At 70.7% G+C, this 21,175-nt stretch carries 16 protein-coding genes; 3 read left to right on the top strand and 13 right to left on the bottom strand.

The genetic code is table 11. The features are described 5' to 3' along the window. Positions 1–66 precede the first annotated feature (66 nt). Positions 67–519, top strand: a complete 453-nt coding sequence (locus HND91_RS19690) for a nuclear transport factor 2 family protein (RefSeq protein ID WP_181708317.1) — start codon at positions 67–69, stop codon at positions 517–519. 61 nt (positions 520–580) lie between these two features. Here the strand turns inward: HND91_RS19690 and glgB are convergent, their stop codons facing one another. The 8 genes from glgB to recD2 all read right to left on the bottom strand — a co-directional run bounded on the left by glgB (position 581) and on the right by recD2 (position 12,758). Then, positions 581–2,770 carry a 1,4-alpha-glucan branching protein GlgB gene (gene glgB / locus HND91_RS19685; protein WP_181708316.1) on the bottom strand — a complete coding sequence of 730 codons (2,190 nt, stop codon included), beginning with the start codon at positions 2,768–2,770 and terminating at the stop codon, positions 581–583. 369 nt (positions 2,771–3,139) lie between these two features. After that, positions 3,140–4,591 (bottom strand): gamma-aminobutyraldehyde dehydrogenase, encoded by a 1,452-nt coding sequence (locus HND91_RS19680; RefSeq protein WP_181708315.1) that lies wholly within the window; start codon positions 4,589–4,591, stop codon positions 3,140–3,142. A gap of 33 nt (positions 4,592–4,624) precedes the next feature. Continuing rightward, positions 4,625–5,428 carry an ABC transporter permease gene (locus tag HND91_RS19675; protein WP_181708314.1) on the bottom strand — a complete coding sequence of 268 codons (804 nt, stop codon included), beginning with the start codon at positions 5,426–5,428 and terminating at the stop codon, positions 4,625–4,627. Between the two features lie 406 nt (positions 5,429–5,834). Then, positions 5,835–6,779: an ABC transporter permease gene (locus HND91_RS19670; protein ID WP_181708313.1), complete on the bottom strand. Its 945-nt coding sequence runs from the start codon at positions 6,777–6,779 to the stop codon at positions 5,835–5,837. Between the two features lie 5 nt (positions 6,780–6,784). After that, on the bottom strand, positions 6,785–7,780 hold the full coding sequence (locus tag HND91_RS19665) for an ABC transporter ATP-binding protein (protein ID WP_181708326.1): 996 nt from the start codon (positions 7,778–7,780) through the stop codon (positions 6,785–6,787). Positions 7,781–8,234: 454 nt separating this feature from the next. Beyond that, a complete protein-coding gene (locus HND91_RS19660) occupies positions 8,235–9,407 on the bottom strand; it encodes an ABC transporter substrate-binding protein (protein WP_181708312.1) in 1,173 nt (390 codons plus the stop codon). A 144-nt stretch (positions 9,408–9,551) separates the two neighbouring features. Further along, positions 9,552–10,493, bottom strand: a complete 942-nt coding sequence (locus HND91_RS19655; protein WP_181708311.1) for a LysR family transcriptional regulator — start codon at positions 10,491–10,493, stop codon at positions 9,552–9,554. Between the two features lie 78 nt (positions 10,494–10,571). Continuing rightward, a complete protein-coding gene (gene recD2, locus HND91_RS19650; RefSeq protein ID WP_181708310.1) occupies positions 10,572–12,758 on the bottom strand; it encodes an SF1B family DNA helicase RecD2 in 2,187 nt (728 codons plus the stop codon). A 150-nt stretch (positions 12,759–12,908) separates the two neighbouring features. Between recD2 and HND91_RS19645 the strand changes: the two genes are divergently transcribed. Further along, entirely contained in the window at positions 12,909–14,495 is a 1,587-nt protein-coding gene (locus HND91_RS19645) for an OpgD/OpgG family glucan biosynthesis protein (RefSeq protein ID WP_181708309.1), read from the top strand. Positions 14,496–14,594: 99 nt separating this feature from the next. Here the strand turns inward: HND91_RS19645 and HND91_RS19640 are convergent, their stop codons facing one another. Together HND91_RS19640 and HND91_RS19635 are read right to left on the bottom strand one after the other, a co-directional pair. Next, positions 14,595–15,527 (bottom strand): C40 family peptidase, encoded by a 933-nt coding sequence (locus HND91_RS19640; protein ID WP_181708308.1) that lies wholly within the window; start codon positions 15,525–15,527, stop codon positions 14,595–14,597. Next, positions 15,524–15,874 carry a MarR family transcriptional regulator gene (locus HND91_RS19635; RefSeq protein WP_181708307.1) on the bottom strand — a complete coding sequence of 117 codons (351 nt, stop codon included), beginning with the start codon at positions 15,872–15,874 and terminating at the stop codon, positions 15,524–15,526. Before HND91_RS19635 ends, HND91_RS19640 begins: the two co-directional genes overlap by 4 nt. Positions 15,875–15,987: 113 nt before the next feature. Here HND91_RS19635 and HND91_RS19630 point away from each other — a divergent pair, with 113 nt between their 5' ends. Further along, positions 15,988–16,641, top strand: coding sequence for a DUF3800 domain-containing protein (locus HND91_RS19630; protein WP_181708306.1), 654 nt, complete (start codon positions 15,988–15,990; stop codon positions 16,639–16,641). 181 nt (positions 16,642–16,822) lie between these two features. Here HND91_RS19630 and betB read toward each other — a convergent pair whose 3' ends face one another. From betB to choW, 3 genes are all read right to left on the bottom strand, one after another. Beyond that, the gene (betB, locus tag HND91_RS19625; protein ID WP_181708305.1) at positions 16,823–18,286 is read right to left on the bottom strand and encodes a betaine-aldehyde dehydrogenase; all 1,464 of its coding nucleotides are present in this window, start codon (positions 18,284–18,286) and stop codon (positions 16,823–16,825) included. Positions 18,287–18,855: 569 nt separating this feature from the next. Continuing rightward, positions 18,856–19,926, bottom strand: a complete 1,071-nt coding sequence (gene choV, locus HND91_RS19620) for a choline ABC transporter ATP-binding protein (RefSeq protein WP_181708304.1) — start codon at positions 19,924–19,926, stop codon at positions 18,856–18,858. Continuing rightward, positions 19,923–20,978, bottom strand: coding sequence for a choline ABC transporter permease subunit (gene choW, locus HND91_RS19615; RefSeq protein WP_246329592.1), 1,056 nt, complete (start codon positions 20,976–20,978; stop codon positions 19,923–19,925). Before choW ends, choV begins: the two co-directional genes overlap by 4 nt. Positions 20,979–21,175: the final 197 nt, after the last annotated feature.

Here is a 21,175-nt window from a genome sequence, read left to right as displayed (position 1 = left end):
GGGCTTCCACCTACGTGAGCCATGGCTCGGCGGCGGGAGGCCGCGAGCCTGACAGTGGAGGAACCCATGACTGCGAAGCGCTTCTATGCCGTTGCCGTGTCGTCCCTCGTTCTCGCTGCCGCCACGCCGGCCTTCGCCAACACGGGGGCTTGCCCGGCCATGGACGCCACCAAGGCGACCGCCCTCTTCGATCGCTGGGCCAAGGCCCTGCCCGGCCACAACGCCGACCTGGTCCTCGCCCACTACGCGCCCCAGCACAGCTTCAAGTCCTATTCCCAGGACGCCGCCCTCACCGACCGCACCGCCATCCGGGACTACTGGTCCGACTTCGTCGACCTGACCCCGCGGGCGACCCTGAAGCAGAGCGACGCCCGGATCGACTGCGAGACGGTGGTGAAGAGCGGCGTCAAGGAGATCGTCGCCGGGCCCGAGACCGTCATGGCGAACTTCACCATGGAGTTCCAGAACCAGGACGGCGTCTGGCTGATCACCCGCCACGAGATGAACACGGCGGACTGACGCCTCGGGCGTCGGACCCGGGCGTCCCTCGGCGAAGGGACGCCCGATCCGCCGCCGGCGCTCAGGCGAGCAGCCGCAGGACCACCGTGGCGAGCGGCGGCAGGGTGAGGAGAAGCGACTGCGCTTCCCCGTGGCACTCCACCGCCTCGGTCTCCAGGGCGCCGCCGTTGCCCATGTTGCCGCCGCCGTAGAGGGCGGCGTCGGTGTTGACGACCTCCTCCCACGTGCCGGCCGCCGGCACGCCGACCCGGTAGCCGCCGCGCGGCACCGGCGTGAAGTTGGCGACCACCAGCACGGGCGGGTCGGACTCGAACCCCTGCCTCAGGTAGGCGAACACCGAGTTGGTCCGGTCGTCGCCGATCACCCACCGGAAGCCGGCCGGCTCGTGGTCGCGGGCGTGGAGCGCCGGCTCCGCCCGGTAGAGGGTGTTGAGATCGCGGACGAGCCGGTTGAGGCCGGCGTGGTCCGGACGGTCGAGGAGCCACCAGTCGAGCTCCTCGTCGTGGTTCCATTCCCGCTCCTGGCCGATCTCGCCGCCCATGAAGAGCAGCTTCTTGCCCGGATGGGTCCACATGAAGCCGTAGTAGGCGCGCAGGGACGCCATCCTCTGCCAGGCGTCGCCCGGCATGCGGCCGATCAGCGAGCGCTTGCCGTGCACCACCTCGTCGTGGCTGAGCGGCAGCACGAAGCGCTCGGAGAAGGCGTAGACCAGCCCGAACGTCAGGTCGTCGTGGTGGAAGCGGCGGTGGACCGGCTCCCGGCCCATGTAGGCCAGGGTGTCGTGCATCCAGCCCATGTTCCATTTCAGCGAGAAGCCCAGGCCGCCGTGCTCCAGGTCGCCGGTCACGGCCGGCCAGGCGGTGGATTCCTCCGCGATCGTGAGCGCGCTCGGCGCCTCGAACCGGACGACGCCGTTGAAGTGCTTCAGGAAGGCCACCGCCTCCAGGTTCTCCCGCCCGCCGTAGCGGTTGGGCACCCACTCGCCGTGTTTTCGGGAATAGTCGCGGTAGAGCATGGACGCGACCGCATCCACCCTGAGCCCGTCCACGTGGAAGCGCTGCAGCCATTCGAGGGCCGACGCCACCAGGAAGCCGATCACCTCCGTGCGCCCGAAGTTGTAGATCAGGGTGTTCCAGTCCTGGTGGAAGCCCTCGCGCGGGTCCTCGTGCTCGTAGAGGGCCGTGCCGTCGAATCGGGCGAGCCCGTGGCTGTCGGACGGGAAATGGGCCGGCACCCAGTCGACGATGACGCCGATGCCCTCCTCGTGGCAGCGGTCGACGAAGCGGGCGAACGCGGCCGGCGACCCGTAGCGGGCCGTGGGGGCGAACAGGCCGAGCGGCTGGTAGCCCCACGACCCGCCGAACGGATGCTCGGTGATCGGCAGGAATTCCACATGGGTGAAGCCCAGGTGCCGCACGTAGGGCACGAGGGTTCGGGCGAGGAAGTCCCAGTCCACCGCCCCGTCCGGATTGCGCCGCCAGGAGCCCGGGTGGACCTCGTAGATGCTGAGCGGCGCGGTCGCCGCCTGCCGGTCGGCGCGCTTCTCCATCCAGCCGGCGTCAGTCCACCGGAACGGCTCCGGATCGGCCACGATGGAGGCGGTCGCCGGCGGGTGCTCGAACTGGCGGGCCAGCGGGTCCGCCTTCAGGGGCAGCACCACGCCGTCCGCGCCCATGATCTCGTACTTGTAGCGCTCGCCCGGGCCGAGCCTCGGCAGGAAGATCTCCCAGACGCCGCATTCCCGGCGCAGCCGCATGGGATGGCGCCGCCCGTCCCAGGCGTTGAAGTCGCCCACCACGGAGACCCGGCGCGCGTTCGGGGCCCAGACGGCGAACCGCACGCCCGGCACCCCGTCCACCGTGGTGACGACCGCGCCGAGGGTGTCGGCGAGCCGGCGGTGAGCGCCCTCGGCGAGGAGGTGGACGTCCATGTCGCCGAGGAGGAGCGGGAAGGCGTACGGGTCCTCCGCCTCGTGGGCGCCGGCGTCCCACTCCGCCCGGATGGTGTAGCGGGCCGGCAGCCGGTCGACGGGCGCGACCCACAGGCCGTCCTCCACGTGGCTGAAAGTGCCGACGGTCCGGTCGTCCGCCCGCACCTCGGCCGCGCGGGCGTTCGGCAGGAAGGCCCGGATCACGCTGCCGCGCGCCGTGCGATGCGGCCCCAGCACCGCGAAGGGATCGCCGTGGGAGCCCTCCACGATCGCCCGAACGGCCCCCGCGTCCAATCCCGCCCTCACGTTGTCCGACGCCATGGGACCCTCCCGGTGCTTGTTCGTTTGGCGAGAGCCTTAACCGAAACGGCGGAGGGGGCAAGCAAAGGTGTGGGCGCTGGCGAGGGGATGGGGTGGAGGCGGGTGGATGGGGGGGCGGTACCGCGGGGGCGGGTGGAGACTGCGCAGGTCGTTGGCGCTCTGCTGCCGTCATGGTCTGCTTCAGGCAGACCACCCACGCATTTTCTCGGTCCGGCGAGGACAAAGGCGGGGGTGGTCCGCCTTCGCGGACAATGACGAAGGGGATGCCCCTTCGCGAGCGGGGCGCCGCCTTCGCGAGCGGACCCGATCGGGGCGATCGGGTCCGGACGGCTGCGTCGAAGGTCGGCGGCTGTTTCGGGCCCTTCCACCTCAGGCGAACTTCACCATGACGTGACGGACCACCGAATAGTCCTCCAGGGCGTACTGGCTCATGTCCTTGCCGTAGCCGGACTGCTTCAGGCCGCCGTGGGGCATCTCGTTGGTCAGCATGAAGTGGCAGTTGACCCAGGTGCAGCCGTACTGGAGCCGGCTCGCCACGTTCATGGCCTTGGAGACGTCGCGGGTCCAGACCGACGAGGCGAGGCCGTAGTCGCTGTCGTTGGCCCAGGCGACCGCGTCGTCCGGGTCGGAGAAGCGGGTGACCGAGACGACCGGCCCGAACACCTCGCGCCGGACGATCTCGTCCGACTGGAGCGCGCCGGCGATCACCGTCGGCTCGTAGAAGAAGCCGGAGCCGGACGCCGGCTTGCCGCCGGTGACGATCTCGATGTGCTTCTGCTCGGCGGCGCGCTCCACGAAGCTCGCCACCCGGTCGCGCTGGCGCCTCGAGATCAGCGGGCCGATCTCGTTCGCCTCGTCGTCCGGGTTGGCGTAGGCGATGGTGGAGACGGCCGACGAGAGATCGGCCACCAGCTTCTCGTACACCTTGTCGCCCGCGTAGATGCGGCAGGCGGCGGTGCAGTCCTGGCCGGCGTTGTAGTAGCCGAAGGTGCGGATGCCCTCCACGACGGCGTCGATGTCGGCGTCGTCGAACACGATCACCGGGGCCTTGCCGCCGAGTTCCAGGTGCGTGCGCTTCACCGTGGCGGCGGCGGCGGCCAGCACCTTCTTGCCCGTCGCGACGTCGCCGGTGAGCGACACCATGGACACCTTCGGGTGGTTGATGAGCGTGGAGCCCACCGTGCCGCCGCGCCCGACGATGACGTTGAGGACGCCGCCCGGCAGGATGTCGGCCGCCACCTTGGCGAGGCGGAGCGTGGTCAGCGGCGTCTGCTCGGACGGCTTGATGACGACCGTGTTGCCGGCCGCGAGCGCCGGGCCGATCTTCCAGGCCGCCATCATGAGCGGGTAGTTCCAGGGCGCGATGGAGGCGACCACGCCGATCGGGTCGCGCCGGATCATGGACGTGTGGCCGGCGATATACTCGCCCGCCGCCTGGCCCGGCAGGGTGCGGCAAGCGCCGGCGAAGAAGCGCAGCACGTCCACCACGGCGGGGATCTCGTCGCGCAGCACCGCCGGATAGGGCTTGCCGCAGTTGAGCGCCTCGACCGCGGCGAAGCCCGCCGCGTCGTCCTCGATCGCCTGGGCGAGGCGCAGGAGGTAGCCGGCGCGCTCGCCCGGCGTGGTGCGCGACCAGGACGCGAAGGCGGCGTCCGCCGCCGCCACCGCGGCGTCGATCTGGGACGGGGAGGCCTCCGGCAGGTCCAGGATGGTCTCGCCGGTCTTCGGCGCGAGGACGGTCTCGGCGTCCTCCGTGCCGGCGACGAAATCGGCGCCGATCAGCATGGCGGTGTCGGTGACGACGTCGGGGTTGGTGAGCATGCGGGCCTCCCTTTGTGTCTGGGTCTGGCGGGATCACCTGCCCGCGCCGGCGGTTTCGGCCGTGTCGCGGGTCAGGTGGTAGGCGGCGAGGATGGGCAGGAAGGTGACCACGATGACGAACACCGCCACCACGTTGGTCACCGGCCGCTGCCGCGGGCGGATCAGTTCGGACAGCATCCAGATCGGCAGCGTGGTCTGCTGGCCGGCCGTGAAGGTGGTGACGATCACCTCGTCGAACGACAGCGCGAAGGCCAGCATGCCGCCGGCCAGGAGCGCGGTGCCGAGGTTCGGCAGGATCACGTGCCGGAAGGTCTGGAAGCCGTCGGCGCCGAGGTCCATGGAGGCCTCGATCAGCGACGGCGACGTGCGCCGGAGGCGCGCCACCGCGTTGTTGTAGACGACCACGATGCAGAAGGTCGCGTGGCCGAGCACGATGGTCCAGACGCTGAACGGGATCTCGCCGAGCGCGAAGGCCGCCCGCAGCGAGATGCCGGTGACGATGCCCGGCAGGGCGATCGGCAGGATGATCAGGAGCGACACCGCCTCGCGGCCGAAGAAGCGCGTGCGGGCGAGCGCCCCGGCCGCGAGCGTGCCGAGGACGAGGGCGATCGCGGTGGCGATCGCCGCCACCTGGAGCGACAGGGTGAGGGCGTTCCAGATGTCCTGCCGCTCGTAGGCGACCGCGAACCAGCGCGTGGTGTAGCCGGGCGGCGGGAACTGGTAGCTCTTCTCCTCGGTGGAGAAGGCGTAGAGCACGATGAAGGCGAGCGGCACGTGCAGGAAGAGGAGCGAGGCGCCGGCGGCGATCCGCAGGACGAGGGAGGCGCGCTCAGGCATGGGGGCGGCTCCGGGCGGGGTGGCGGGTGCGGGGTCGGGTGCGGGCGGGCGGCAGGGGGCGGAGGGTCTCCCCCCACCCCGGCCCTCCCCCACAAGGGGAGAGGGGGCGCGTCGGGGTTCCGAAGCGGGGTTCGGAAGGGGTGCGCGTCGGGGTTCCGGAGCGGAGTTCGGAAGGGGGGCGCGTCGGGGTTCCGGAGCGGAGTTCGGAAGGAGGGCGCGTCGGGGTTCCGGAGCGAGGTTTGGAGAGGCTCTGGTCGGCGCGCCGGGATCCCCCTCCCCCCTGGAGGGGGAGGGTCGGGGAGAGGGGGGACACTCGACGGTCGCCGCGAAACGCCCCCCCTCCCCCCTGGAGGGGGAGGGTCGGGGTGGGGGAGACCCTCCACCGCTGCCGCGACGACGCTCCGGGTCACATCGCATCGAACGCCCCCAGACGCTTGGCCACCATCAGGTAGAGACCCATGATGACGATCGGCACCACCGAGAAGGCGGCCGCCAGGGGGATGTTGCCGGCGGTGCCCTGCTGCACGTAGACGACCTGGCCGAGGTAGTAGGTGCTGGTGCCGACGATCTGCGGGGCGATGTAGTCGCCGAGCGTCAGCGAGAAGGTGAAGATGGAGCCGGCCGCGAGGCCCGGCAGGGCGAGCGGCAGCACCACGTGGCGGAAGGTGCGGCGCGGTTCGGCGCCCAGATCGGCGGAGGCCTCCAGGACCGACCGCGGCACCCGCTCCAGCGCCGCCTGCAGCGGCAGGATCATGAACGGCAGCCAGAGATAGACGAAGACGATGAAAGTCCCGAGCGTGGAGACCGACAGCGACGGCCCGCCGAGCCCCGGGATCGCCAGCACCCGGTCGAGCACGGGCGTGAGGCCGGTCGCCGCCGCCGCGTAGGTGATGACGCCCTCCTTGGCGAGGATCAGCTTCCAGGCGTAGACGCGGACGAGATAGCTCGACCAGAGCGGCAGCATCACCGCCAGGTAGAAGGCCGCCTTCACCCGGCCCCGGGCGTAGCGGGCGGCGTACCAGGCGACCGGGAAGGCGATCACCCCGCAGGCGAGCGTCACCGCCGCCGCCATCAGGACGGTGCGGCGGATGATGTCGAAGTTGGCCGGCGCGAAGAGTTCGCCGTAGGTGCGCAGCGTGAACTCGCGCACCACGAGGCCGGTGAACTCGTCGATGGAGAAGAAGGACTGGGCGAGGAGCGCGGCGAGCGATCCCACGTAGACGACGCCGAGCCACAGGAGCGGCGGCGCCAGGAGCACCAGGGCCAGCACCTTCGGCCGGCCGACCACCAGGTCGGACAGGCGGTCGCGGAGCGGCGGGCGGCCGGAGGCGGGGGCGAGCACGACGGTCATGGCGCTCAGCCGTCGAGCCGGGTCGCGGCGCCGGGCGGAACCGCGAGGGCGACCGGGTCGCCCACGCGGAACACCGCCTCGCCGGCCGGCAGGACGGAAGCGAGGTGGCTGCCCTCGAAGGCGATCCGGTAGCGCCGGGTGGCGCCCTGGTAGTCGGCGTCGATGACGGTGCCGAACGGCCCGCCCGGCGCGTCGCCGGCCGCGACGAGCCGCAGCTTCTCGGCGCGAAGCGCGTGTGGCCCCCGCGGCAGGCCGAGGCGGGCGGCGACGTCCGGCTCCAGGACATTCGCGCCGCCCACGAAGTCGGCCACGAACCGGGTGCGGGGTCGCTCGTAGATCTCCTCCGGCGGGCCGACCTGGATCACCCTGCCGGCGTTGAACACGGCCACCCGGTCGGCCATGGCGAGCGCCTCGGTCTGGTCGTGGGTGACGAACACGAAGGTGATGCCGAGACGGGCCTGGAGCGCCTTCAGCTCGGTCTGCATCTCGCCGCGGAGCTTCAGGTCCAGCGCCCCGAGCGGCTCGTCGAGAAGCAGCACCTTGGGCTCGTTGACGAGCGCCCGGGCGAGCGCCACCCGCTGCCGCTGACCGCCGGAGAGCTGGGCGGGCCGGCGGTAGCCGTAGCCCGGGAGCCGGACGAGGGCGAGCATCTCCTCGGCGAGCGCGCGGCGCTCCTTGCGGGCGATCCCCCGGATCATCAGGCCGTAGGCCACGTTGTCGAGCACGGTCATGTGCGGGAAGAGGGCGTAGTCCTGGAACACGGTGTTGACGGCGCGCCGGTAGGGCGGCACGCCCTCCACGTGCCGGCCGAAGATCTCGATCGCCCCGGCGGTCGGTTGCTCGAAGCCGGCGATGAGGCGCAGGCACGTGGTCTTGCCCGAACCGGACGGCCCCAGCATGGCGAAGAACTCGCCCGGCTGGATCTCCAAGTCGACGTCATCCACGGCCTTCACCGGGCCGAAGTGGCGGGACACCCCGGAAAAGCGGACGGCTGTTGTCATCGAGGCGGTCTCCGCGACGAGGCGGGCGTGGTCGAGCGGGCGCATGGGCGTGCTCCGGATGCGGGTCGTGCGTGGGGCCGGCGACCCCCACCCTGCCCTCCCCCGCGAGGGGGGAGGGTTCTGTCGTGCGTGGGGCCGACGACCCCCACCCTGCCCTCCCCCGCGAGGGGGGAGGGTTGTGTCGTGCGTGGGGCCGGCGACCCCCACCCTGCCCTCCCCCGCGAGGGGGGAGGGTTCTGTCGTGCGTGGGGCGGCGGGGGAGGTTTCGGGTCGGGCGTAGGCTTGCCACTCGCGTCCCGTCACAAGCACCCGAACCGCCACGGAAAGCCCTCCCCCCTTGCGGGGGAGGGTTGGGTGGGGGCCGCCGGCCGGAGCGACACCTCCGCCTCTGCCGGAGCGAAACCCGATTGCCGAAGCGGACGTGCAACCCCAGCCACTCCGGCCGCCCCTCCCCTCAGCGCCCGCCCAGGATGGCGATGTAGTCGGTCACCCACTTGTAGTAGGGCACGCAGCCGTCGGCCTGGGTCTCGCACTTGGCGACCGGCGTGCGCCAGAAGCGGATCCTGTCGAAGTTCTCCAGGCCGTTGATCGTGCAGCCCTCGTCGCCGAGGAGTTCGTTGCCCTTGCAGGCCTCCAGGTTGGCCGGCACGGAGCCGAACCAGGCGGCGAGGTCGCCCTGGAGCTTGGCGCTCAAGGAATGTTCCATCCACTTGTAGGCGCAGTTCGGATGCGGGGCGTCGGCGTGCAACATGGTGGTGTCCGCCCAGCCGGTGGCGCCCTCCTCCGGAACGGTGGAGGCGATCGGCTTCTGCTGGCTCTTCAGGATGTTCACCTGGAACGGCCAGGACGAGGAGGCGACCACGCCCTCGTTGGTGAAGTCGTCGATCTGGATGAAGGCGTCGTGCCAGTAGCGGTGGACGATCTGGCGCTGGGCGCGCAGGAGCTCGAGCGCCGCCTTGTACTGGTCGGCGTTCAGTTCGTAGGGGTCCTTGATGCCGAGCTCGGGCTTGTGCGTCATCAGGTAGAGCGCCGCGTCGGCGATGTAGATCGGCCCGTCGAAGGCCTGGACGCGCCCCTTGTTGGGCTTGCCATCCGGCAGGTCCATGGCCTCGAACACCACGTTCCAGGAGGTCGGCGGCGTCTTGAACACGTCCGTGCTGTACATCAGCACGTTGGAGCCCCACTGGTAGGGCACGCCGTAGTGGGCGCCGTTCACCGTATGCCAGGGCGCCGACTTCAGCCGATCGTCCACCTTGTCCCACGACGGGATCAGGGCGGTGTTGATCGGCTGCACGGTCTTGCCGGCGATGAGGCGGAGCGAGGCGTCGCCGGACGCGGTGACGAGGTCGAAGCCGCCCTCGTTCATCAGCGCCACCATCTCGTCGGAGGTGCCGGCGGTCTTGACCGTCACCTTGCAGCCGGTCTCGGCCTCGAAACCGGTGACCCAGTCGTAGGCCTTGTCCGTCTCGCCGCGCTCGATGTAGCCCGGCCAGGCCACGATGGACACCTCGCCCTCGCCGGGGCCGATCTCCTTCAGAGGCTCCTGGGCGGCGGCGAACGGGACGACAGAGGGACCAAGAATGGCGGCGACGGCGAGGATCGCCGTCGAGCGCGACAAGCTCCGCATGGCACTCTCCCTGAAAGGCCGCTGGAACGGCGGCCGACCCCGGCCCGACGGGCCGCCACCCCTCGTTCGTTGGTTTGTGAGGCGGCCGCCGGGCTGTTCGTTTTCCAGAGTGATCGGGTTCCCCAGCCTTCGCCAGACGATAATTCAGAATGAAGATATCGGCTTTGCCGATAGCTCGGCCCTTGCCCGCTCCATGCGCCGGGCGCGGCCGATCTCGACAAAATCCCGCGCGATCCGCGGCAGCGCGGCTCCCCGTCGCCAGGCGATGCCGACCTTGACGGTGGGCAGCGGCTCGGACGCCGGTCGCGCCTCGATCCGGTCGCCCTCCAGCGACCAGGGCCGGTAGACGAGCGTCGGCAGGATGCTGATGCCCGCCCCGGTGGCGACGAGGCTGCGCACCGCCTCCACGGAGCGGGTGCGGAAGGCCGTGCGCGGCCTGAAGCCGTGCTCGCGCCAGAAGGCGCGGGTGGTGTCCTCGATCTCGTCCACAGTCAGCACGATGTGCGCCTCGCCGGCCGCATCGGCGAGCGACACGTCCGCCTGCCGGCCGAGCGGGTGGCCGAGCGGCAGCCAGACCTGGTAGGGCTCCTCGCCGAGGATCTCCACGTGGAGGGCCGGATCGGTCGCACGGTCGGGGACCACCATGACGGCCACGTCCAGTTCGCCGTTGACGAGGAGATGCTCCAGATAGTCCCGGTCGTCCTCCACGGCCGACACCACGACGCCCGGGCTGGCGCGCCGGTAGCGGGCCAGAAGATCGGCGAACACGTAGCCGGCCACCAGCGAGGTGACCCCCACGTGCAACTCGCCGAAGCCGGTCGGCGCCTCCTCGGCGAGCGAGCGCCGGGCGTCCGCCACCGTCTCCAGGATCCGGCCCGCGTGCCGCAGGAACACCTGCCCCTTGTGGGTGAGCGCGACGCCGCGCCCGTGCCGGCTGACCAGCTGGAACCCCAGGTCCGCCTCCAGCTCCTTCACCGCCTCGGTGACGGTCGACTGGGAGATGGACAGGAGGTGCGCGGCGCCGGAGATCGACCCGGTGTCGGCGACCGCGATGAAATACTGGAGTTGGCGGAGCTTGAAGGCCATGGCTCCAGGAGAGCAGGCTTTCTGAAGAAACAGAAGGGGGCCGTCGGCCGTCGGCCAATGCCGCGCCGCCCGGAGCGATCAGGCGAGAAGGTCCTTCAGCCGGGTCCAGCGCTTGCGCGAGCGGGTGCCGGCGACGGCCGTCTCCAGGGCCCAGGGCTCGGCGACCAGCACCACCAGCGCCTTGCCGCGCGTGGTCGCCGTGTAGAGGAGATTGCGGGCGAGCATGATGGAGTGCTCGCGCACGAGCGGGATCACCACGGCCGGATATTCGCTGCCCTGGCTCTTGTGGATGGTGATCGCGTAGGCGCGCTGCAGCGCCTCCAGGTCCTGAAGGCCGTAGGAGACCTCGCGGCCGTCGAAGGCCACCACCAGTTCGTCGTCCTTCGCCCGGATGCGGCGGATCTGGCCGAGGTCGCCGTTGAAGACGTCCCGGTCGTAGTCGTTCTCCACCTGCATGACCTTGTCGCCGACGGCGAGCGTCTGGCCGAAGCGCTCGATGCTGTCGATGGGCGCAGGGTTGAGGAGCTTCGCCAGCTGGTCGTTGAGATTGCGGGCGCCGACGAGCCCCTTCTGCATGGGCGTGATCACCTGGACGTCCCGCATGGCGTCGAGGCCGAAGCGGCGGGGAATGCGGGTGCCGACCACCTCCAGGATCTTGGCGAGGGCGTCCTCCGACCCGTTGGCGTTGACGAGATAGAAGTCCGCCGCCTCGCCGGGGGGCGGCGCCTCCGGCATCTCGCCGCGGTTGATCCGGTGGGCGTTGACGATGATCCGGCTCTCCTCCGCCTGGCGGAAGATCTCCGTCAGCCGCGCCACCGGCACGATGCCGGAGGCGATCACGTCGGCGAGCACCTGGCCGGGGCCGACCGACGGCAGCTGGTCCACGTCGCCGACCAGGATGAGGCCGGCGGAGGGCGGCATGGCTTCGAGGAGAGCGGCCATCAGCGCCACGTCCACCATGGAGGCCTCGTCCACCACCACGAGGTCCGCCTCCAGCGGCTCCCCGGGTCCGCGCCGGAAGCCGCCGGTGCCCGGGTCGATCTCCAGGAGCCGGTGGATGGTCTTCGCCTCGCGGCCGGTCTGCTCCGCCATGCGCCGGGCCGCCCGTCCGGTGGGGGCGGCGAGCGCCACGGTGATCTTGCGGGCGGCCACGGTGGCGAGGAGCGCGTCGAGGAGCGTCGTCTTGCCGACGCCAGGCCCGCCGGTGATGACGGCCACCTTGGCGCCCGCCACGGTCTGCAGCGCCTCCCGCTGGGACTTGGACAGGGCCTTGCCGGCGGTCTTCTCGAAGCTCTCGATGGCGCGCGTCACGTCCACCGCGCCCCAGGGCGGCCGGCCTTCGGCAAGCTTCTTCAGGCGGACGGCCACGCTCGTCTCGAACCGGGCGAGCCGCTTGGCGGCGAGGCACGGCACGCCGTCGATGACGGCCTCCTCCACGTCGCCCTGGCGGAGGGCCTCCGCGATGGCGTCCGTCACCGCCTCCGGGGCGACGCCGAGGAGGCGGGCGGCGCGGGAGGCGATCTCCTCGCGCGGGACGGCGGTGTGGCCGTTGTCGGCGAAGTCCTCCAGCGCGTAGGTGACGCCGGCCCGAAGGCGTTCCGGGGCGGTCTTGCCGACGCCGAACTTCTCGGCGATCTCGTCGGCGCCCTCGAAGCCGATGCCGCGCACCTCGCGGGCGAGCCGGTAGGGATCCCCCTCGATCACCTTCACGGCGTCCGGCCCGAAGTGGCGCCAGATCCGCACCGCGCGGGCGGTGCCGACGCCCTTCTCCTGGAAGGCGATCATGATCTCCTTGACGGCCTTGCGCTCCCGGTAGCTCTCGGCGATGCGGGCGGCGAGCTGGCGGCCGACGCCCGGCACCTTGACGAGCCGCATGGGCTCGGTCTCGATCACGTCGAGGGCCTTGGCGCCGAACTCCTGGACGATGCGCTCCGCCATGGCGGGGCCGACGCCGGCGATCAGGCCGGAGCCGAGAAAGCGCGCCACCGCGTCGCGGCCGGTGGGCTCGCGGGTCGTCAGGCGCTCGGCCTTGAACTGCAGGCCGTGCATCTTGTCGGTGGTCCAGGTGCCTTCCGCCTCGATCTTCTCGCCGGCGGACACGGACGGCACGTGGCCGACGACGGCGACCGGCTCCTTGCGGCCGGTCACCCGCACGCGGAGCACGGCGAAGCCGTTTTCCTCGTTGTGAAAGGTGACACGGTCGACGGTGCCGGAGATCCGGTCGAACAGACGGGCGTCGGGCGCGGAATCGTCAGTCATCGCCATGGTTATGCCGTCTTCCGGCGCACCTTGTCGACCCGCATCGGCCCTGGTTGACGCAGGGCTCTCCGGCTTTGTACATGCGATGGCGATCCGGACAAGTCGGGTGCGACAGTCCGCAACCGATCGCCCGAATGACGAGAGGCGCTTCGACCCATGACCTCGCTGACCCGCCGTGACGTGCTCGGGGCGCTGGCCGCCCTCGGTCTCACCCCTGCCCTGCCGGCGTCCCTGGCGAACGCCGAGGAGGCGACCACGCTCGGCAGTCCCCGGCCGTTCAGCTTCGACGTTCTGGTCGCGGAGGCGAAGACCCGCGCGGCGGCCCCCTACGCCCCCGCCCCGGTGCGCGCCGCCGAGGTGCTGGAGACGATCGACTACGACCAGCACTGGAAGATCAAGTTCCGCAAGGACCACACGATCCAGGTCGGCGACGGCAAGGCGCCGCTGCGCTTCTTCCACCTCGGCCGCTATTTCAAGGAGCCGGTCGGCATCTATCTGGTCGACGGCACCGAGGCCCGTCCGGTGCTCTACGCGCCGGACTTCTTCGAGATTCCGTCCGACAGCCCGGCGCGGAACCTGCCGCGGGACATCGGCTTCGCGGGCTTCCGGGTGATGGAGCCCGGCGGCGTGGAGCGGGATTGGCTGGCCTTCCTCGGCGCCGCCTATTTCCGCTCCGCCGGCGAGCTCGACCAGTACGGCCTGTCGGCCCGGGCGCTCTGCATCGACGTCGCCATGCCGACGCCGGAGGAGTTCCCGCGCTTCACCGACTTCTTCTTCGCCGCCTCCACCGAGAGCACGCTGGTGATCTACGCGGCGCTCGAGGGGCCGAGCGTGTCCGGCGCGGTGCGCTGGGACATCTCCCGCGGCACGGAGCCGGGCCGGAAGGGCGTGGTCATGGACATGGCCTGCCGTTTCTTCGCCCGCAAGGACATCGCCCGCTTCGGCGTCGGCACGCTGACGTCCATGTTCTGGTACAACGAGACCAATCGGAACCGCGCGCCCGACTGGCGGCCGGAGATCCACGATTCGGACGGCCTCGCCATCGCGACCGGGTCCGGCGAGCGCCTGTGGCGGCCGCTCAACAACCCGCCGCGGGTGATGACGTCCACCTTCGTGGACAATGACCCGAAGGGCTTCGGGCTTCTCCAGCGCGACCGGAATTTCGAGAACTATCAGGACGATGGGGTCTTCTACGAGAAGCGCTCCAGCGTCTGGGTGGAGCCGAAGAACGGCTGGGGCGAAGGCGCGGTGCAGCTCGTCGAGATCCCGACCGACGACGAGATCCACGACAACATCGTGGCCTACTGGGTGCCGGCCAAGCCCGTGCGGACGGGCGACCAGGTGGCGGTGGACTACCGGCTGACCTGGCTCTCCGACGAGCCGAACCCGCCGGCGATCGGCCGGGTGGTGTCTACCCGCATCGGCATGGGCGGCGTGCCCGGGCAGCCGCGGCCGAAGGACGTGATGAAGCTCGTGGTGGACTTCGAGGGCGGCCAGCTGGCGGATTTCGGCCAGAACGAGGGCGTGGAGGCGGTCGTCTCGGCGTCGTCCGGCACGGTCTCGGGCACCTACGTCCTGCCGGTGGTGGGCACCGGCCGCTGGCGCGCCGTGTTCGACTTCAAGGCCGCCGGCCTCGACCCGGTGGACATGCGGCTGTTCCTGAAGGCGAAGGACGAGGCTCTGACCGAGACCTGGCTCTACCAGTACCACCCGGACCAGTACGTGGCGACGAACGCGGGCTGAGCGGAGGCTTCCGCCAACCCTTTGATCCATCTCTGGCTTTCATCCTCTCTCCGTGCGGTTCACGGAGCGGGGTCGGACCGTGGCGGATCGCCGTCGGCCTCAATTCAGCCGCCTGACGCTCGTGACCGGCAGGCCCGCCGCCGCGATGCGGGCGATGGCGGTGGAGAGGGGTTCGACCACGGTCATCATGTGGAAGCCGTTGGCGTGGAGGAGCCGGTCGGGGCCGGCGACGATGCCCACGTGCCCCTTCCAGAACACGAGATCCCCCCGTTCGAGCGCCGAAACGTCCCCGTCGAAGGGGACAGGCTCGCCGAGCGCGCGCTCCTGCATGTCGGTGTCGCGGGGCGCGGATATCCCGACCGCCGCGAGGGCGGTCTGGACGAGGCCGGAGCAGTCGAGGCCGAGGCTCGTCCGCCCGCCCCACACGTAGGGCGATCCGACGTAGCGCTCGGCGGCCGCCACATAGGCCTCGCGTGTGCGTTTGTCGTCGGGAATTCCGCCCCCATGTGGGGCCACGGAGGCGGCCATGTCGGGCGACATGATGGTCCCGGCCGGCGCGAGGTGCTTCAGGATCCCGTATCCCCCATCGAAGAGGCGAGCGTAGACCGTTCCGCGCCGCTCCTCCGTGCCGACGACGGCAACCCATGCGCCTTCCGTGATCTGACAGACCACCGGCAGCTTCAGGTCCGGACCGGGGAAGACGAGGGTGCGCAGGACGACGACCCGGTGGGTCGGCTCCGGCGCGTGCGGCCCGAGGGCGTCGGCGGGGAGCCAGCCCACGTAGCCGTCCCGGTCCAGCTGTCCCCAGGCCCAGCCCTCCGGGGTCTCCTCGTAGACGGTGACGGTCTCGCCCCGGATCGCCTGGGTATCGAGCGGGCAGTCCTGGCGTGGCTCCGCCCGGACGTCTGCGATGGGCGCGACCACGCGCCGGCGAACGCCTTCGACGAAGCGCGTCGCCGTCACGGCCCCTTCCAGATGGGCGGCGGCGAGGTCGGGCCTCGCGGGGGTGAGGCGGCGGTCGAAGCCGGTCATCGGGGCAGGTCCTTGGCTTTGGCGACGATCAGGTCTGCCAGCTTTTCCAGATAGAGGGCGCCTTCGACGGTGCGCTGGACGATGACGTTGCGCTTGTCCTTCTCGTCGCGACGGCGGGAGAGAAGCCGCATCTCGCCCATGGTGTCGAGCGCCCGCGTGATCGCCGGCTTGGTGACGCCCAGCTTCTCGGCGAGGCCCCGGACGGTGTGGGGCGGCGGCTCCAGGTAGACGGTGAGAAGCACGGTGATCTGCCGCGGTGACAGATCGGCGTCGTGCTCCCGCACCACCGCGAGGGAGACGTCGTGCCAGAGGCGGAGTGCCTGGGAGGAACGGATGTCGACCGGCATGGCCGGACAGTAGAGGGGAGCCGGTCGTTTCGGAAGCGATTTGTCGGGGTGGAGGAGGATTGCCAGTTTTGTCGATTCTCGTCGAAGCTATTCCCTTGCGGTGGAGAAGGGCGATGACGGAGCGGTTCATGTTCGCGGACGAAGCCGGTGACTTCACCTTCAAACGGACAGCAAACGCCAGCCGGTACTTCATCTTGGCCACGCTGACCTGCGACACCTGCGCAATGGCCAGCGATCTCCTGGCACTCCGCCGCAGGTACGCCCTGGAGGGATCTGACGCGGAAAAGTTTCACGCAACCAGTGACAGGCAAGCCGTTCGGAATGCCGTCTTCGCGATCTTCGAGCGCCATCCGTTTCAAGTCGATGCGACCATTCTGGAAAAGGCGAAGGCCCCCGCGTCGATCCGGCCCGACGAACCGAGCTTCTATCGAGTGGCGTGGGAACTCCACCTGGCGCGGATTGCCCCGGCAATCGTCGCTTCCGGCGACAAGATCCTCGTCACGGCGGCTGCTCTGGAGACCCGAACCACCAAGGCGGCCTTCAAGAACGCGCTGAACAATGCGCTTCAGAGCAGTGTTCCGCGAGACCGTTGGGAAGTCGCGTTCATGACGTCGGCATCCGAGCCGATGCTTTGGGCCGCCGACTATTGCGCCTGGGCCATCCAGCGGAGATGGGCTCTGGGAGACACCCGGTCCCACGCTCTGATCGCCGATAGGATTGCCAGCGAGGTGGACGTCTGGGACCAGGAGACGGTCCTTCACTACTGACAGACACCGGCAAAAGAAAAAGAGACCCGCAGCATCGGCTATCCGTAAAGGAGGTGCCCAGGGGCACGTTCGCCGAGAAAGGGTCTCTGAGTGATACGCTTACTCGATACCTCGGAATTTTTCAAGACGCCCCTTGCTCATCGTGCATTTTGGCCGCCTGTCCGAACAAGCGATAGCTCCCTCAGTACGGCGCCTCAACGTCCCCCATCGCCACGTAGACGCTCTTCACCTGGGTGTAGGCGTCGAGGGCGGCGCGGCCGTTCTCGCGGCCGAGGCCGGATTGCTTCATGCCGCCGAAGGGCATCTCCACGGGGGTGAGGTTGTAGGCGTTGATCCAGGTGGTGCCAGCCTTGATCCTGCCGATCACCCGGTGGGCGCGGGTGATGTCGGCGGTGAAGACGCCGGCGGCGAGGCCGAAGGGGGTGTCGTTGGCGCGGGCGACCACCTCCTCCTCCGTCTCGAAGTCGAGCACGGCCATGACCGGGCCGAAGATCTCCTCCCGGGCGATGCGCATGTCGTCGGTCACGTCGGCGAACACGGTGGGCTCCACCCAGGCGCCGCCCTCGAAACCCTGGAGCTTCGGCACGCCGCCGCCGACCAGGAGGCGGGCGCCCTCGGCCTTGCCGATCTCCAGGTAGGAGAGGACCTTCTTGCGGTGCTCGTGGCTGACGAGCGGACCGAGATGGGTGTCCTCGTCGAGCGGGTCGCCGAGCCGGATCGCCTTGGTGCGGGCGACGAGCCGGTCGAGGAAGCGGTCCTTCAGGCCCTTCTGAACAAAGACGCGGGTGCCGTTGGAGCAGATCTGGCCGGTGGAATAGAAGTTGGCCAGCATGGCGGCGGAGACGGCGTTCTCCACGTGGGCGTCGTCGAAGACGATCAGCGGCGACTTGCCGCCGAGTTCCAGGGTGACGTGCTTCAACGTCTCGGCGGCGTCGGCCATCACCTTGCGGCCGGTGCCGCTCTCGCCGGTGAGCGACACCTTCGCGATGCCCGGGTGCCGCACCAGCATGCGGCCGGTGTCGCCATGGCCCTGGACCACGTTGTAGACGCCGTCGGGAAGGCCGGCCTCCTTCAGGATTTCGGCGAGCTTCAGGGCGGACAGCGGCGTGGTCTCGGCCGGCTTGAAGATGACGGCGTTGCCGGCGGCGAGCGCCGGGGCGGCCTTCCAGCACGCGATCTGGATCGGGTAGTTCCAGGCCCCGATGGCGGCCACCACGCCGAGCGGTTCGCGGCGGGTGTAGACGAAGGCGGAGCCGAGATCGACGGTGGAGCCTTCGACCGATGCGGCGAGACCGCCGAAATACTCCAGGCAGTCGGCGCCGGACGCGGCGTCGGCCACCAGCGTCTCCTGCAGGGCCTTGCCGGTGTCGAGGGTTTCAAGGACCGACAGGTCGCGGTTGCGCTCGCGCAGGATGTCGGCGGCGCGGCGGAGGATGCGCCCGCGCTCGCGGCCCGGCAGCGCGGCCCATTCGACCTGGGCGCGCGTGGCGGCCGCCACGGCGGCGTCGACGGTGGCGGCGGTGGCGGCGGTCAGGCGGGCGATGACCTCGTCGGTGGCCGGGTAGCGGGAGACGATCTCGACGCCGGCAGGGTCGTCCACGTAGGCGCCGTCGATGAAGTGGGAGGCGGGGGGCTGGGCGCGCATGGGGGCGGGTCCTTCGTGGGTGTCGGTGTGTGAGTTGCGGGTGTGGGAGGGGCTTCCCCCACCCTGCCCTCCTCCTTGAGGGGGAGGGTGCGGGCCTTTTGAGGGGGGTGGTTCTCCCCTCTCCCCGGCCCTCCTCCTCGAGGGGGGAGGGGTGCGAGCGGGGTTAGGTGGGTGGTTCTCCCCTCTCCCCGGCCCTCTCCCACAAGGGGAGAGGGGGTGGTGGGCGATGGCGGGTCTCCCCCCCACCCTGCCCTCCCCCTCGAGGGGGGAGGGGTGCAAGCGGGGTTAGGGGGGAGGTTCTCCCCTCTCCCCGGCCCTCTCCCACAAGGGGAGAGGGGGTGGTGGGCGGTGGCGGGTCCCCTCCGCCCTGCCCTCCCCCTCGAGGGGGAGGGTTCTGTCGCGGGTGGGGAGAGGGGGAGCCGGATCCTCCATCGGGGCCCCTCCCCCCTGGAGGGGGAGGGTTGGGGAGAGGGGGGAGTTACGGGCGGGACGATGGAATTTCCTATTCATCGACCACCGGCGCCATGACCGGACACCCTCCCCGGCACCTGCGGGGGACCACGCACCCCCTACTTCCTCAAGATCCCCCTCAGGATGTCCTCCTCGTCGATCGTGCCCACGATGGCGCCGGCGTCCTCGACCAGAAGTTCGCGGCCGGTGGCGAGGCGGGCGGCCATGATGGCCTTGATGGGGAGGGTAGCGGGGGCGATGGCGGGGCGGCCGGCGACGGCGGGGCCTTCGGGCAGGCGCGGGGTGTCGGGCGGGGCGGTGAGGCCGGTGGCCGGGCGCATGACGTCGGCGGCGCGCAGGACGCTCAAGGGATTCATGTGGGCGACGAACTCGGCCACGTAGGGCGTGGCGGGCTTCAGCATGATCTCCTGGGGCGTGCCTACCTGGATGACCCGGCCGCCCGCCATGATGACGATGCGGTTGCCGAGCTTCATGGCCTCGTCGAGGTCGTGGCTGACGAACAGGATGGTGCGCTTCAAGGAGCGCTGGAAGTCGAGGAGCTCGTCCTGGAGCTTGTCGCGGATCAGCGGGTCGAGCGCCGAGAAGGGCTCGTCCATGAGGAGGATGGGCGCCTCGGTGGCGAAGGCGCGGGCGAGGCCGACGCGCTGCTGCATGCCGCCGGAGAGCTCGCGCACCTGCTTGTCGGCCCAGCTGGTGAGGTGGACGAGGTCGAGCTGCGCCTTGACGCGCTTGTCGGCGATCGCCTTGTCGACGCCGGCGAGCTCCAGGCCGAGGGCCACGTTCTCGGCCACCGTGCGCCAGGGCAACAGGCCGAACTGCTGGAACACCATGGCGACCCGGCTGCGCCGGACCCGGCGGAGGGTGGCGGCGTCGCAGGTGGAGACGTCCACGTGGCCTTCGCCGTCGGCGACGCGGACGCTGCCCCGGCTGACGGTATTGAGGCCGTTGACGGCGCGGATGAGCGTGGACTTGCCGGAGCCGGACAGGCCCATGAGCACCACGATCTCGCCTTCGGCCACGTCGAACGTGGCATTCATGACGCCGACGATCTGGCCGGTCTCCCGGTTGATGTCGGCTACCGGGCGGCCGGCGTCGATCAGCGGGAAGGCCTTGGCGGGCTCGGCCCCGAAGACGATGTCGACGGCCTTGAAGGAGACGGCGGTGGTCATCGGCCCGCCCCCTTGGCGCCGGAGGACGAGTGGTCGGCGCGGCAGAGCCGGTCGAGGACGATGGCGATCAGCACGATGGCGAGCCCGGCGGTGAAGCCCATGGCGATGTTGACGGAGTTGAGCGCCCGAAGCACCGGTACGCCGAGGCCGTCGGCGCCCACGAGGGCGGCGATCACCACCATGGAGAGGGAGAGCATGATGGTCTGGGTGAGACCGGCGAGGATCTGCGGCAGGGCGTAGGGGATCTCCACCTTGACGAGCCGCTGCCAGGGGGTGGCGCCGAAGCTGTCGGCCGCCTCCACGAGGGCGGTCGGCGTGGAGGCGACGCCGAGCTGGGTGAGCCGGATGGGAGCCGGCAGGGCGAAGATGACCGTCGCGATCAGGCCCGGTACCATGCCGAGGCCGAACAGGATGAGCGCCGGGATCAGGTACACGAAGGTCGGGATGGTCTGCATCAGGTCCAGCACCGGGCGGAGCGCCGTGGCGAGCCAGCGACGGCGCGCCGACGCGATGCCGATGGGCACCCCGATGGCCATGCACACGAAGGCGGAGGCGAGGACGAGCGCGAGGGTCTCGGTCGTCTCCTTCCAGTAGCCCTGGTTGCCGATGAAGAGGAGCGACGCCACCGTGAAAGCCGCGAGGCCGACCGAGCGGTGGAGCGCCCAGGCGAGCGCGCCGGCGAAGGCGATCACCAGGAAGGGCGTGACCGAGCCGGCGGCGCGGCCCCATCCCGCCGGCCAGGCGGCGAGCGCCTCGCCGCCGGGGACCAGCGCGGCGACGAGCTGGACGACGAGGAGGCCGACGGCGGCGAGCCAGAGCCGGCCCGCGAGCCGGCCACCGAGGCCGGCGGCGAGAAGGGCCGCGGTGGCGACGACGAGCGAAAGCGCGATCAGCGGGCCGCCGACCTGCAGGACGGCGAGGAGCGCGTCGATGACGGCCTCCAGGGCGGCCGCGATGGCGTCGAACAGGCCGCCGGCGTTGTCGGTGAGCCAGTCGACCATGGACTTGGCCCACGGCCCGACGGGGATCTTGGTGGCGGTGAGAAACTCCATCGGCGGACGGCTCTCCCGGGGAGGATCGAAAAACGGCGGGGCGCGGCGCGGTCCGGCGGCCGGCAGACGGGCCGGGACCGGGCATCCTCTTGGCGGATGCCGGCCCGGCGGCGGGCGGGTCGGCCGCCGGAGCGGCGGGTCGGCCGCCTGAGCGGCGGGTCGGCCGCCGGACGGGCGGGACCGCCGCCGGAGCGGCG

Source organism: Chthonobacter rhizosphaerae (genome assembly GCF_013839525.1).
Classification (GTDB): Bacteria; Pseudomonadota; Alphaproteobacteria; order Rhizobiales; family Pleomorphomonadaceae; genus Chthonobacter; species Chthonobacter rhizosphaerae.
The sequence above is the reverse complement of the archived record's forward strand: the minus strand, read 5'-3'. Positions and strand labels throughout refer to the sequence as shown.